A 13,791-nucleotide genomic window follows, 5' to 3' on the forward strand; every position below is an offset into this window, starting at 1 on the left:
TTAGTTAGGTATCCAGCGTGCGGCGACGCGGTATTTGGCCATCAGCCACAGAACGCCCAGCGCAGCGGCATGGATCAAGGTGTTCACTATCCACGCCTGGCGCCACAGATCGAAGGTGACCAGCTGGCTTACGGCGAGCACGATGTAAACATGCAAAATAAAGGTGTAGAGCGAACGCTGCCCGAGCGGGATCAGGAACCAGCCTGCCAGCCGGTTAAGGGGGCGCCAGCACCAGGTCAATAGCAGATAAATGGTGACCATCAGACTGATATCATTGAGGATCCGTACCGGACCGAGGCCGTTTTTCGCCGCCCAGGTATGGTAAAAGGCGTTAAAATCCGCCGGCGGGATTACGTGCATCAGCAGCGCGGGCGGCATAAAAGGATTGGTATGATTCTGGGCGACAAACGCAAGGATAAGCGCGATGAACACCAGCGCCGCCAAGGCGACTTTGCCGGGCGGCGTGCGGGCGAAAGAGATCAGTTCCGCTTTGTACCAGCCGCAGCACATGCCCAGCACAAAGATAAATTGCCAGGCCAGCAAGGGAAAGGCGAATTCAAATTCGCAGGGCGTGACCCGTATCGGCCAGCGTTGCCAGCAGCCGTATATCAGCAGCGAGGCGCCCAGTAAGGGGTAGACGTGACCCTTTTGCAGCATTCCCAGAAACAGCGGGCTGAGCAATAACAAAAAAATATAGAGTCCGAGGATCTGCGTCTGATGCGGGCCAATCTGCAGATAGAGGATAATGTTAAACCACGTCTCTTTTATTTGCGGGGTTAGCGGATAGAGCGACCAACTGGTCCCGGAAAAGCGGTCGGTAAAATGAGTGACTTCATAGACATTAATATAAGGCAAATATCTCAGCAAAAGAAAAGAGACAATAATAATAATATTAACCTGATATATTTTCCATGCGCGAAGATAAAGCCCCCAGCTCACCGTCAGTAATACTGCCTTTTGTAATCTGACACGATTTAGCATCCCTAACATGAAGCCGGACAGGATCACAAAGCCCTCGGCACCGGTGGTCAAACCAAATCGTTCCCAGCTGAAAATATTAAATATCGACATCACTTCGGTATGCGCCACCACCATCATCACGAGAGCAATACCGCGCATAAAGTCGATACGCAGGTCGCGATCCCCGGTCAGAGAGTAACGCCAGGGCATTGATTTATGAGTTTCTTTTTGCGAAATCGCTGAAGCAACCTGGCTCATTAGGGATCCTGCCGTCTACCCTGCAACATTTATTACAAATTATTTAGATAGTGTAGAATGGGCTATCTTGCAATGCTCGTTTTATAAATTCCGCCGGCGTGCATCACACTATGTTAAGTCATCCCGGTGACTATCAGTTCGCGCTGTTGAAATTTTTGTGCCACCATCTACACTCACTTTACTGTTATTTATAAGCCCCTGTGCGTTCTGCAGAACGCCCCCAATCGATAACAGACCTGTCATTCAAACCCAGCGCGGAATCAGGATATCCTTGCTATGGATTTTTATTTTTCCCGTTTTGAACATCGCCGACCGCCTGAACCGCTCAGCACCCCGCGCTGGGTGAGAATGATTTGGCAGGTATTAGCTGTGGCCGCCCTGGTGCTTGGCGCTAATTATATTTACTGGCGCTGGACCGCCTCCTTAAACACGGACGCCCTGTGGTATGCGATTCCTCTGGTGCTGGCGGAAACCCTGGCGTGGATTGGCACAGTTCTGTTCACCATTAATTTATGGCAGGAGAAAGATCCTCCGCCAGGGGTCCCCCCGACGGAGATCAACGACTGTCTGCGCGCGGATGAAGCGGTGGAGTCGAGGCCGATTAAAGTCGATCTGTTTATCGCCACCTACTCCGAAGACGTGGAGCTGGTCAGGCTATCGATTCGTGACGCCATGCGGATGACCTATCCTGGTCCGCTCGATTATAAGGTGCATGTCCTTGACGACGGGCGTCGCCCGGAGATGAAGGCGGTCTGCGAGCAGGAGGGGGCGAACTATATCACCCGTCAGAGCAATATCGGCTATAAGGCCGGTAACCTGCGCAACGGGCTGGAACATACCGATGGCGACTTTCTGATCATCTGTGATGCCGATACCCGCGTTTTCCCGACCCTGCTGAGCCACACGCTCGGCTATTTTCGCGATCCGGACGTCGCCTGGGTGCAGACCCCACAATGGTTTTTCGATCTCCCGGAGGGGGAGGATCTGGCGCGCTGGCTGCGGCGTAAAGCAGGCGGCGCAGGCTATGGCGTGGGCTGGCTGGCGCAGAAAATCGTCGGTCCGGTGACCATTGGTCGCGATCCTTTTTTCAACGATCCGCGCATGTTTTACGACGTGATTTTACGGCGCCGCAACTGGGCTAACGCCGCGTTCTGCTGTGGCGCCGCCTCCGTTCACCGACGGGAAGCGGTGATGCAGGCGGCGCTGCGCAGCTACGTCTGGAGCGTTGACGCCGAAATCGCGCGTCATACGCGGGATATTCGTGACCCGGCAACGCGGGAAGCGCTGCAGGACGCCATGCGCCCCCACGTTGCCTTCGATACTGAACTGACGCCCTATAAGTTCCACGTCTCGGAAGATATTTATACCTCAATCCTGCTACACGGCGACGCTGCCCGCCGCTGGCGCTCGGTAATGCACCCGCGGATCGAGTCGAAAATGCTCTCTCCGCAGGATATGCTGACGTGGATGATCCAGCGCTTTAAGTACGCCGCCGGATCGCTGGATATCCTGTTCCATGACAACATCTTCAACCGACGCCGCTTTAAACTCTCGCTGCCGCAAACGCTGATGTACGCGACCACCTTCTGGTCGTATCTGGCCTGCGTGTGGAACACCGTGTTCCTGATCTCGCCTGTTATCTATCTCTTCACCGGCATTCCGCCGGTGTCGGCGTGGTCTACCCCTTTCTATCTGCACTTTTTACCCTTTTTTATTGTCTCCGAACTGGCCTTTATGTTCGGCACCTGGGGCATTTCTGCCTGGGACGGCCGGGCCTCTTACCTCTCCTTTTTCTCGATGAATCTGCGGGCGCTGGACACCGTTTTGCGCGGGGAGCAGATCAAATTTCACGTTACGCCGAAAGAGCGACAGACGGGCCGTTTTCTCTATCTCGTCAAGCCGCAAATTGCCATCGTTTTGCTCACCCTGACGGGGCTGATATGGGGCGGTATTCAGGTGGCGCGCGGTCAGGTTGACGACCCCTCCGGGTACTTCATCAACATTTTCTGGGGCGCGGTGAATATTGCCGCCATGCTGCCACTGATCTTCGCCGCCATGTGGACGCCCCCCGAAGAGCAGGAGGCGAGCCGATGAGGATCCGCGACGCCCTGCTATCCGCGCGCAGCTATCTCACTATCCTCATTGGCTTCCTGCTGGGTTTTGCGATTGTCGTGTGGGTGGAAAAACAAATGCCCGCGCGCGTCGAGAGCAGCGGCGGGATGACGTTGAGCCAGGATTTTCCGCCGCTCCCTCCCCCGCGCGAGCTGACCTTTGACGAGGCGATCTGGGCGCGGGTGGCCTGGCAGTATTATGTCAACAATACCCAGCCAAACGGCCTGGCCAACGCGCACGATGGCGAACCCTGGCTCAGCCTGTGGAGCGTCGGCAGCTATCTTTTCGCCGTGGTCGCCGCAGAGCAGCTGCATATTGTGACCGCCGCCGAAGGTGATGAGCGCATTGCCGCCGCCCTGTTTACCCTCGGTCAACTGCCCCTCAACGCCCAGGGATTGCCCGCCGCTCAGTACCATGCCGACACGCTGCAGATCCTCGGCAACCCGGACTCCTCCGCCATCGGTATGGGACGCCTGCTCACCGCCCTGCAAACCCTGCTCTGGCGCTATCCTCAGCACGCCGCCGCGGTGCGGGATCTGTTTAATCAGTGGCGGGTCGGCGCGCTCATCAGCAACAGCCCCGCCAGCCAGGCCGCGGCGCCGCTGCACCACTGGGCGCTGGCGGCGGATGAACCGCGGGACAGCTTTGGCTACCGGCTGTACGCCAGCCATACGCTGCGGTTGATCGACAGCGCGGCGGGGCTGGCGGTGACCAACCCGCCGCAGGGGCAGCAGATGATCGATATCGACGGCATCATGGTGCCCGACGAGGGGCTGCGCACGCCCTGGGGTCGGCAGCCTTCGCTGATCAGCCTGCCGTACCTGCTCACCGGACTTGAGCTGGGCTTTGACGCGCAGAGTGCGGAGATCGCCTGGCGCATCATGCAAATCCAGCAGCGCCGTCATGGCCTGAGGGTCAGCAAGCCGCCGATCAGCACTGACTACGCCGAGCCCGCGCCGGATTATGCCAGCGCGCTGGCGGACCGGCAGCCGCAGAGCGCCTTCGCCCCACGCAGCGCCGCCCCGGAGCAAACGGCGATCACCTCCACCCGCACCGCCTTTGCCTGGTACGCTCTGTTCCGTAATAGCTGGAGCGAGGCGCTGCGCCAGCAGGTGCAGACGCTGCAGGTCCCGGGCAAGGGCTGGCAGCGAGGGTTAAATCTCAACCGCAGCGTCAACGACGTTATTGACGGCGATACCAACGCGATCGTGCTGGAAAGCCTGGCCTACATTTCCCGGGGGCAGATGCTGTGTCTGGCCTGCCTGAGCCCTGCCCCTCTACCCTCTTCCTCAGCAGGAGCAACGCCATGAAGCTGACCTATTTTTCCCGTTTTCCCCTGCTGGCCGGACTCATGGCGCTGTGGCTCTCGCTCTCCGGCGCGCAGGCCGCGACCGGTCTGCCGGCTGCGGAATACGCCCCGCGCAGCGGGGAGCTGACGCCGAGGGAGATGACTATCGCCAGAAACGCCTGGCAATACTTCGTCGCCAACTTTCAGCCCACCACCGGGCTGGTGAATGCGGTAAACAAATACCCCTCCACCACCATGTGGGACAGCGCCTCCTATCTGGCCGCGATGACCGCAGCCCGTGAGTTGGGGATTATTGATAAGGCGGAGTTTGACCGTCGGATGCTGAAGTTTCTCGCCACGTTGAATAAGCTCGATTTATTCCGTAACGAACTACCCAACAAAGCCTATAACACGATAAGCGGACAAAAGGTTAACTACCAGAACAAGCCGGGTGAAATCGGCTTTTCGGCGCTGGATATCGGCAGAATGCTGATCTGGCTGAAGGTGATCAAGGAGCGCTATCCGGAATACAGCAACAGCATCGATAATGTGGTGCTGGGGTGGGATTTTAGCCATGTGGTCGATCCCTGCGGCACGCTGTACGGGGCGTATCTGGAAAACGGCCAGCCCAAATACGTTCAGGAAGGCCGTCTGGGATACGAGGAGTACGGCGCGGCAGGCTTTCAGCTGTGGGGATTTAACACCTGTCAGGCCAGCCGGCCGCAGCCCTACGAGCTGGCGGAGATTTACTGCGTGCTGGTCCCCTATGATTCGCGCGACCCACGGCAAACCAGCCAGCATAACTATGTGGTCAGTGAATCCTACGTGCTGTATGGCATGGAGTTTGGCTTTGATAACCCTGGTGACCGGAACAACAGCCCGCGCGAGTACTCCCATCCCTGGATGAAAAACTTCGCTGACCGGGTCTACCAGGCCCAGGAGAATCGCTACGCCATCACCGGGTTCCTCACCGCCCGCTCCGAGCATCAGCTCGATAAATCCCCGTACTTTGTCTATGACACCGTGTTCAGCGACGGGTTTAACTGGAACACCATAACCGACAAAGGCCAGTTCGTACCGAATAGCGCCGCCGTGTCGCTCAAAGCGGCGATGGGGATGTGGGTGCTGTGGAACTCGCCCTATACCGATCGTCTGCTGGACGCCATTGAAAACGCGAACGAAGCGGGAAAAGGCTATTACGAGGGGTTGTATGAGAACGGCGACGGGCCAATCAATGAGTTTACCGCCAACAACAACGGCATCATGCTGGAAGCACTGCTATTTAAAAAGGAGGGAAAACTGCTGCAGTTTTCCAGCGACAATCCGAAAAACCGCGATTTCGCCCCTTCGCTGTGGGACAAGAAGCTGGTGGATCTCTTTGAACCCAATAACGGCCCGCGCAATCGCCCGTTCCTGAGCAACACCCCCGCCGTCAAAACATGGTGCGAGCAGACCGGGACCACGCAGCGCACCAAACCCGCCTGCCAGGCCTGCCAGTGTGCCGCCTGCAAGGCTGACGAGCCCGTTAAACTTCCGCCGGTGACCGCGCAATGCTTAAAACCATAGCCCGCTGGCTGGCCATCGCCGTCGTCCTTTTTCTTATCGCCCTGGCGCTGTTTGGTCGCGAAGGCGCGGGGTGGCGCTGGCTGACCAAAGGCGGCTGGCACACCACTGCCCGTATCAGCAGCCTGACGCCGCAGGAGCGAACGTGGGCGCAGATCGCCTGGCGGTACGTCGAGAACAATACCCAGCCGCAAACCGGCCTGGTCAACGGCAGCGACAAACAGCCCCGCGCAACGCTATGGCAGATGGGCGACACCCTTATCGCCCTGCTCGCCGCCAGAGAGCTGGGGTTGGTAAAGGAGGCGGAATTCGACGCCCGCCTGACGCCCCTGCTCGGCACCCTCAATCGCCTGACGCTGACCGACGGCGGTTCGCCGGGCAGGCTATACTCCACTCAGACGGCGACCCCTGTCGACTTCAGCGGCAAACCGGCGGCCAGCGGCTGGTCAGCAAAAGATATGGCCCGACTGATGCTCGCCCTGCGGCTCACCGCCGAACGCGCGCCGCAGTATGGTGAATACATTGATAAAATTGTCCTGCGCTGGAACTTCTGTCCGGTTATCGATAAAGACGGGGAGCTGTGGTCCGCCTCACTGCAGAACGGTCAGCGGACGATCCGCGAGGAGCTCCGGCTGGGAGACAGTGAATACGCCGCCAGCGCGTTTCGCCTGTGGGGATTTCCGGCCGGCAAGGCCCTCTCCCCCCCGACGCGCCATGTGATTATTTATCAGCGCCGCCTCGCCGTTGACGACCGCGACCCGCGAACCACCTGGCAACCCGTGGTGCTCTCTACACTGCCCGCCATGCTGCCTGGACTGGAGTTCGGCTGGCAGCCGCCCGGCGTGCCGGAGATGGCGCAAAAAGCCATGCGCGAGCGGGCGGAAGGGATATGGCTCAGCCAGAAAACGCGCTGGACGCAGGATAAGGTGCTTACCGCCCGGGCCGATTTTTCGCTTACCCAGGCGCCCTGGCACGTGGAAGACACCGTCTGGGGGAATGGCTACGCCTGGAATACGCTCGGGGACGACGGGAAGTACTACCCCCGGCTGGCGCAGGTGACCACCAAAGCGGTCTTTGTCCTGTGGACGCTTTGGGAAACCGAGTATACCGATGCGCTGATGGCGGTCACTACCCATCTTAACGACCCGCAGCGCGGCTGGTTTGAAGGACGGGTCGAGGCCACCGGCGACGTCAACGCCACCCTCACCCTCTCCACCAACGCCATGGTGCTGGAGGCGCTGTTTTACAAACACAACGCCGGGCCGTTGTTCAAAAACGGCCTCGCGGATGACAACAGCTACTTTGCCCACCGCGCGACGGACGAATTTAACCCGCCCCACCGCTGCCTGCCGGGCGAACGGGTCATGAGGAGCGCACCATGAAATTTTATCGCGATCTCTTTGAAGCCAGCCTGAATCGCGTCGTACCAGAGCACGACAAACAGCGCTTCTTCCAGGCCTTCTACAGCACCTTTATCCATATGTCACCGGAAACCGAGCAACACTTCTCCCAACGCTCCGGTGAGGAAGGCCAGCAGATGATCTTTAAGAGCTTTTTCGCCATGCTGGCGGTCAACGGCGACCTCTTTGTACCCGATTTTCTGGAACGGCTGGCGCGAGCGCAGAGCGAGGAAGGCCTGCGTCTACCGCCGCGGTTTTTTGCCCTCTGGCGGGAAGCGATGCTCAAAACCGTCCGCGCCTGCGATCCGCTGTGCGATGAGGAGATCCTCACCGCATGGGCAATGGCCATCGCCCCTGGGCTCGAGTATCTGCGCCGCCAGGCGGAGCTCCACTATCAAACTGTTGGCCAGTAATCATGCATGCCGCTAACCGTAACGACCTTAACCTCCTGCCCTCGGCGGTGATGATCTACGATGAGCGCGAACGACTGCAGGCCTGGAATGATAAGGTGGCGCTGTTTTATCCAACGATCGCGCCCTGGCTCGCCGTCGGCGCCTCTCTTGAGAGCCTGGCGGAGAAGTTTATCGATGCCGGATATAACATCGACCCAGGCCGGCAACAGACGCTGCGCGAGGCGATTATCCGCAACTGCCGCCAGACGAACCACTGCGAGGTCCGCCAGTCGGGTAACCGCCGGATTTACGTTCAGCATCAGCGGCTGGCGGATGGCGGGATTGTCAGCCTGCATACCGACATCACCGAGCTTGACGAGGCCCGGCGTTCGCGTCATCAACTGCATGATGACTTTTTATTCACCGCGGAGTCGATCCAGATCGGCATCTGGGACTGGCAGGTCTCCGGCGACAGCCTGCAGGTGAATGACACCCTGCTGGCGATGGTCGGCCAGTCGCGGGCGCAGTGGCGCTTTCCGCTGCGCTTTATGCTCAACCTGGTCCACGAGGACGATCGCGCCACTCTGCAGCAGGCGATGATCGCCTCGCAAAACGAGCACATGCCGGTTTTTGAATGTGAGCTTCGCGTCCAGCACCCGACGCAGGGCTGGCGCTGGATGCTGCTCTCGGGGCAGATCGTCACCCTCAACATGCAGCAGCAGGCAGAGCGGGTGATCGGCACCTTGCAGGATATTACCCGGCGCAAAGCCGCAGAGCTGCTGGCCATTGAGGCGGCGAAGGAGGCCCGTGAGGCGAACGAAGCGAAAAGCGCTTTCCTCGCCAATATGAGCCACGAAATCCGCACCCCGATGAACGGCATTCTCGGCATGACGCAGCTCTGCCTCGACACGCCGCTGACCGCGGAGCAGCGGGAGTACCTTTCGCTGGTGATGAGCTCAGCCCAGTCGCTGCTGCACATTATCAATGACATTCTTGATTTTTCACGCATTGAGTCGGGCAAGATGCAGGTGGACGTAGAGCCGCTGGAGATCCGCCCTTTTGTTCAGTCGCTGATCCGCCCGCATATGCCTGCCGCCAGCGAAAAGGGCATTGAGCTGCTGGTGGATATCTCCCCTGCGGTGCCTGAGGTGCTGATCGTCGATGGCCCCCGGCTGCGGCAAATCCTGACCAACCTGCTGGGTAATGCCCTGAAGTTCACTCATCAGGGGGAGGTCCTGCTGGCGATAGCGCCGGCCGAGGACGACAACCGCTGGTGCTTTCGCATTCGCGATACCGGCATCGGCATTGCCCCGGAGAAGCAAAAGGCGATCTTCGAGGCCTTCAGCCAGGCCGATAGCTCTACCACCCGTCGCTACGGCGGCACCGGACTGGGGTTAACCATTTCGGCCCGCCTGGTCAGCCTGATGGGCGGTGAGCTGACGGTGGAGAGCCAGCCTGGGGCAGGCAGCGAATTTGCCTTCACCCTGCCGCTGGAAGGCCTGAACGCCGCGGCCTCCGGTAGCGCCCCTCTGAGCCGCTTCAATCACCAGCGGGTGCTGGTGGTTGACGACAACAGCACCAACCTGCGCCTGCTTGACGCCATGCTTCGCCAGATGGGACTGATGCCAACCTGCGTGAACAACGCTGGCGAGGCGCTACGCCGGGCCGCCGAAGGCCCGCCATGGCCGCTGATCCTGCTGGACGCGCAGATGCCGGATATGGACGGCGTATCCCTGGCGCTGGAGCTCTCCGCTTTGCCTGAAGCCAGGCAAAGCCAGATTATTATGCTCAGCTCCATGAGCCGTCATTTTGACGCCAATATGCTTAAGCGCATCGGCATTGCCCACTATCTGCATAAACCGGTGGCACAGCGCGAACTGCATCAGGTTATCGCCGGCATTCTGGTGCCCACGCCGGTGGTGACGACAACGCCTGCCCCCGTTGCGCAACCGGTCAGGGACCAGACCGGGCTAAATATCCTGCTCGCCGAGGACAACCTGGTAAACCAGAAGGTCGCCAGACGGCTGCTGGAGCAGTTGGGTCACCGCTGCGAGGTGGTGAACAACGGTCGGGAAGCGCTGGAGCGCTGGCGCGCAGCCTGCTGGGATCTTCTGCTGATCGATCTGCAAATGCCGGAGATGGACGGTGAAACCGCCATCCGCCTGCTGCGGGAAGAGACCCAGGCGCAGGGCAGACAACATCAGCCCACGATTGCCATGACCGCCCACGCTATGCAGGGCGATAGAGAACGCTGTCTGGCGATGGGTTTTGACGGCTATATCGCCAAGCCGGTGAGCCAGGAGGCGCTACGGGAAGCCATCGCCCGCGTCGGCGCGGCGGAAGATAGCGCGCCGGAGGAAGAGGAAGGCCTGCCGGACGAAGCCCGCCTGCTGAAACAGTGCGCCGACGATCCTGAGCTTGTCGAGGAGTTGCTGGGACTCTTCGCTGCAGGACTTAATGCTGCGGCCGCCGCCCTCAACCACGCCATTGACGCCAATGACCGGGAGACATGGCGCCGCGCCGCCCACAAACTGCGCGGCGAGGCGGCCACCCTAGGTTTTCAACGCCTTGCCAGTGTGCTCCAGCGGCTGGAGAGCCAGGCGGCCTCGCCAGACCAAAGCGTGCCGGGCGACCTGCGCGACGCGCTGACCGAGGCGATCGCGGGCTGCCACCTGTGGCTGCGCCGCAGAACGCAGGAGGTTCCCCGTGATCGCTAGACGTCTTCTGCTGCTGGTCATTTGCCTGCCGCTGGCGCACGCCGGTTCTGCGCCGGTGACCTGGTCACTGGCCGGACAATGGCGGGTGCATGACGCCAACGACAGCGCCTTCGCCGGCGCGCAGGCTTCGGACGGCGACTGGCGCACGCTGCGGGTACCGGCAAACTGGTACAGCGCCGGATACGATCATCAGGGCGCCCTGTGGTATCGCCATCAATTTACCCTGCATGGCCTGACGCCGGACGCCATGGCTACGCTGGTGTTTGACGGCGTCGATTACTTTGCCGAGGTAGCGCTCAACGGCAAGACGCTGACCCGGCACGAAGGCTATTTTCAGCGCTTCCCGGTGGACATCACCGGGGCCGTTCGCCGCCATAATCAGCTCGCCGTGCGGGTCGACAGCCCCTATGAAGACCCGCAAAAAATCTGGCCGCTGCACAAGACGCTGATGAAAGGGATCCTGAATCAGCACGATACCCGTCCGGGCGGCGCCTGGTCGGTTCAGGGGCAGGATGCCAACTCCGGGGGGATCTGGGCGCCGGTGAAGCTCCATCTGAGCCGCGGCGTCACTATCGACGAGGTGATCCTGCGCCCGGACTGGCGACAGGGGCTGGAGAAGCCCATGCTGCGTGCCGAAATCCGCTATCGGGCCGTGACGCCCGGCCCCGTCACGCTGCGCCTGACGGCCACCCCGGACAATTTTTCCGGCCCGCCTTTTCAGCAGGCCTTTGCGGTCACCCTGGAGAATACCGCAGGCACTCTGCGCGTCTCGCTGCCCATGCCCTCGGCAAAGCTCTGGTGGCCGGTGGGCACAGGTAAACCGAACCTGTACCGCGTGCGCGCCACCCTCGTGGATAAGCGGGGGATCATGGATACCGCCGTCACCCGCACCGGATTACGTAAGGTGGAAGCGCTGGCGGATAATCAGGGCTGGCGTATCAATGACAGACGGCTGTTCATCAAGGGCAGCAACTATATTGGCTCGCCGTGGCTGAGCACCATGACGCGGAAAAAGTATCTCCGGGATTTCAGACTGGTCACGGCGATGAACGCCAACGCCATCCGCGTTCATGGCCACGTGGCGGGCCGCGCGCTGTATGAGGTGGCCGATGAGATGGGACTCATGATTTGGCAGGATGTCCCGCTGCAGTGGGGTTATGATGATAGCGCCGCCTTCGCCGATAACGCCGTGCGCCAGACCCGGGCGATGATGGACCAGTTCGGCAATTCACCGGCGATTATTGTCTGGGGCGGTCACAACGAGCCGCCGTGGAACTCGCCGTGGATGGAGAAACGCTTCCCCGACTGGCGTAAAACCTTAAACCAGACCCTGACGCAGCGGGTGGGCGATGCGCTGGCGGAAGACACCTCCCGCATCGTGCATCGCTTTTCCGCTGTCGAAGAGCACTACTGGGCAGGGTGGTATTTCGGCACCCTGCGCGACCTGCTCGCCCCGGCGAAAACCGGGATTATTACCGAGTTTGGCGCCCAGGCGCTGCCCCGCCTCTCCACCCTGAAGACCATTATCCCGGCCCGTCTGCTGTGGCCGAAAACCACCGCCGCCGACGATCCCGGCTGGGTGCGATGGAAGTACCATAATTTTCAGCCTTTCCAGACCTTTAAATTCGCCGGGATTCCGCGAGGCAACAATATTCAGGAGATGATTGAAAACACCCAGGCGTATCAGGCCAGGCTGGTGGCCCTGGCGGCGGAGAGCTATCGTCGCCAGCGTTATCAGCCGGTGACCGCCTTGTTCCAGTTTATGTTTGTCGAGACATGGCCCTCCATCAACTGGGGGGTGGTGGATTATCTGCGCCAGCCAAAGGCGGGTTACTATGCCCTGCAGCGCGCCTATCAGCCGATCCTGCCGTCCATCGAGCCGGTGACCGCCAGCTGGCGTCAGGGTAGCCCGGCGACGGTGCGCCTGTGGGCGATTAACGATACCTGGACGGCCTGCGAGGATTGTCGCCTGACCTGGCAGGTCAGGCAAAATGGTCGGATACTGACTCAGGGGGAAACCACGCGGACCCTGCCGCCCGACGCCGGCCAGATGGTCAGGGAGCTGACCGTCACCCCCGCCGGCCAGCAGCCCGTGACGATCGTCTACCGCATCGACAACCGTCGCGGCAAACGCGTGGGGGCTAACCAGCATAGCGAACCCGTCGCCGCGGCCCAGGCAGCGAAATGAAGGAGGCTTCCCGCTGAGCCGCGATCAGTCGTGGATTTTCACCCCCAGACAACCGCGAACGAATTGAGGGTTAAAGTGTTTTACCGCTTCGCCGACATAGCCTAAATCCAGAGCGCTGATTTGCGCCATTTCGCGCGCGGTGAGCGAGAAATCCCAGATGGCAAAGTTCTCTTCAATACGCTCCTGGCGGGTGGATTTTGGAATGACCGTGACGCCACGCTGCACGTTCCAGCGCAGGATAACCTGCGCAATGGTTTTATGATGGGCATCGGCAATCTCCTGCAGCGTTGCCTCTTCATACGGGTTATGTCTGCCGCCGCCTAACGGCGCCCAGGCTTCCGGCTGAACGTGATAGTGCTTCATGGTTTCCAGCGCCGCGGGCTGGGCGAAATAAGGATGCAGTTCGACCTGGTTCACCATCGGCTTAATTCTGACGGTTTCGCAGAAGTTCGCTAACACATGGGCGTAGAAATTGGACACGCCAATCGCTTTCAGGATACCGGCCTCATAAGCCTCCTCCAGCGCGCGCCAGGCGCTGAAATAATCGCCCATCGCCTGATGCAACAGATAAAGATCGAAGTATTCCAGCCCGGATTTTTTTAAGGACGCGGCGATACCGGCTTTCGCCATCCCGGCGTTGGCCATGTCCTGAACCCACAGTTTGGAGGTGATAAATAGCGCCTCGCGGGTACACAGACCTTCGGCGATGGCTTCGCGAACGGCCTCCCCCACCGCATCTTCATTATCGTAGACGGCAGCGGTATCGATAAGGCGATAGCCGGTACGAATAGCGTTCAGCACCGCCCGCTTACACTCTGCTTTATCGGTCACCTTAAAAACGCCAAAACCCAGCATCGGCATTTTACGGTTGTTACTTAATACACAATATTCCACGGTGCAGTCTCAGTTTGTT

General features: G+C 60.1%; 9 protein-coding genes. 7 read left to right on the top strand and 2 right to left on the bottom strand.

Going from position 1 to position 13,791, the window contains the following annotated elements; translation table 11 throughout:
- On the bottom strand, window positions 1-1,218 hold the full coding sequence (gene opgC / locus ABLV76_RS23405) for an OpgC domain-containing protein (RefSeq protein WP_065904036.1): 1,218 nt from the start codon (window positions 1,216-1,218) through the stop codon (window positions 1-3).
- 276 nt (window positions 1,219-1,494) lie between these two features.
- Between opgC and ABLV76_RS23410 the strand changes: the two genes are divergently transcribed.
- Genes ABLV76_RS23410 through ABLV76_RS23440 form a run of 7 tightly spaced genes read left to right on the top strand, consistent with a single transcriptional unit; the run spans window position 1,495 to window position 12,878 of the window.
- Window positions 1,495-3,312 carry a glycosyltransferase gene (locus ABLV76_RS23410; protein WP_348878503.1) on the top strand — a complete coding sequence of 606 codons (1,818 nt, stop codon included), beginning with the start codon at window positions 1,495-1,497 and terminating at the stop codon, window positions 3,310-3,312.
- Window positions 3,309-4,640 (top strand): DUF3131 domain-containing protein, encoded by a 1,332-nt coding sequence (locus ABLV76_RS23415; RefSeq protein ID WP_064150204.1) that lies wholly within the window; start codon window positions 3,309-3,311, stop codon window positions 4,638-4,640. Before ABLV76_RS23410 ends, ABLV76_RS23415 begins: the two co-directional genes overlap by 4 nt.
- Complete coding sequence (locus ABLV76_RS23420) at window positions 4,637-6,184, top strand: DUF3131 domain-containing protein (protein WP_348878504.1); 1,548 nt, start codon at window positions 4,637-4,639, stop codon at window positions 6,182-6,184. Before ABLV76_RS23415 ends, ABLV76_RS23420 begins: the two co-directional genes overlap by 4 nt.
- The gene (locus ABLV76_RS23425; RefSeq protein ID WP_348878505.1) at window positions 6,169-7,563 is read left to right on the top strand and encodes a DUF3131 domain-containing protein; all 1,395 of its coding nucleotides are present in this window, start codon (window positions 6,169-6,171) and stop codon (window positions 7,561-7,563) included. Before ABLV76_RS23420 ends, ABLV76_RS23425 begins: the two co-directional genes overlap by 16 nt.
- Window positions 7,560-7,994, top strand: a complete 435-nt coding sequence (locus tag ABLV76_RS23430; protein ID WP_004179506.1) for a globin — start codon at window positions 7,560-7,562, stop codon at window positions 7,992-7,994. Before ABLV76_RS23425 ends, ABLV76_RS23430 begins: the two co-directional genes overlap by 4 nt.
- Before the next feature lie 2 nt (window positions 7,995-7,996).
- Window positions 7,997-10,690 carry a response regulator gene (locus tag ABLV76_RS23435; protein ID WP_004203927.1) on the top strand — a complete coding sequence of 898 codons (2,694 nt, stop codon included), beginning with the start codon at window positions 7,997-7,999 and terminating at the stop codon, window positions 10,688-10,690.
- The gene (locus ABLV76_RS23440) at window positions 10,680-12,878 is read left to right on the top strand and encodes a glycoside hydrolase family 2 TIM barrel-domain containing protein (RefSeq protein ID WP_057214608.1); all 2,199 of its coding nucleotides are present in this window, start codon (window positions 10,680-10,682) and stop codon (window positions 12,876-12,878) included. The genes ABLV76_RS23435 and ABLV76_RS23440 overlap by 11 nt, the downstream gene beginning before the upstream one ends.
- A 24-nt stretch (window positions 12,879-12,902) precedes the next feature.
- Here the strand turns inward: ABLV76_RS23440 and ABLV76_RS23445 are convergent, their stop codons facing one another.
- Window positions 12,903-13,772 (bottom strand): aldo/keto reductase, encoded by an 870-nt coding sequence (locus ABLV76_RS23445; protein ID WP_017898781.1) that lies wholly within the window; start codon window positions 13,770-13,772, stop codon window positions 12,903-12,905.
- Window positions 13,773-13,791: the final 19 nt, after the last annotated feature.

This window comes from Klebsiella sp. GB_Kp047 (assembly GCF_040065235.1).
Classification (GTDB): domain Bacteria; phylum Pseudomonadota; class Gammaproteobacteria; order Enterobacterales; family Enterobacteriaceae; genus Klebsiella; species Klebsiella quasipneumoniae.

What these genes read in the sequence shown, in the direction of transcription:
- ABLV76_RS23430 (WP_004179506.1), top strand. Translation starts at nt 7,560, where the DNA reads ATGAAATTTTATCGCGATCTCTTTGAAGCCAGCCTGAATCGCGTCGTA.
- ABLV76_RS23435 (WP_004203927.1), top strand. Translation starts at nt 7,997, where the DNA reads ATGCATGCCGCTAACCGTAACGACCTTAACCTCCTGCCCTCGGCGGTG.
- ABLV76_RS23410 (WP_348878503.1), top strand. Translation starts at nt 1,495, where the DNA reads ATGGATTTTTATTTTTCCCGTTTTGAACATCGCCGACCGCCTGAACCG.
- ABLV76_RS23415 (WP_064150204.1), top strand. Translation starts at nt 3,309, where the DNA reads ATGAGGATCCGCGACGCCCTGCTATCCGCGCGCAGCTATCTCACTATC.
- opgC (WP_065904036.1), bottom strand. Translation starts at nt 1,218, where the DNA reads ATGAGCCAGGTTGCTTCAGCGATTTCGCAAAAAGAAACTCATAAATCA.
- ABLV76_RS23425 (WP_348878505.1), top strand. Translation starts at nt 6,169, where the DNA reads ATGCTTAAAACCATAGCCCGCTGGCTGGCCATCGCCGTCGTCCTTTTT.
- ABLV76_RS23420 (WP_348878504.1), top strand. Translation starts at nt 4,637, where the DNA reads ATGAAGCTGACCTATTTTTCCCGTTTTCCCCTGCTGGCCGGACTCATG.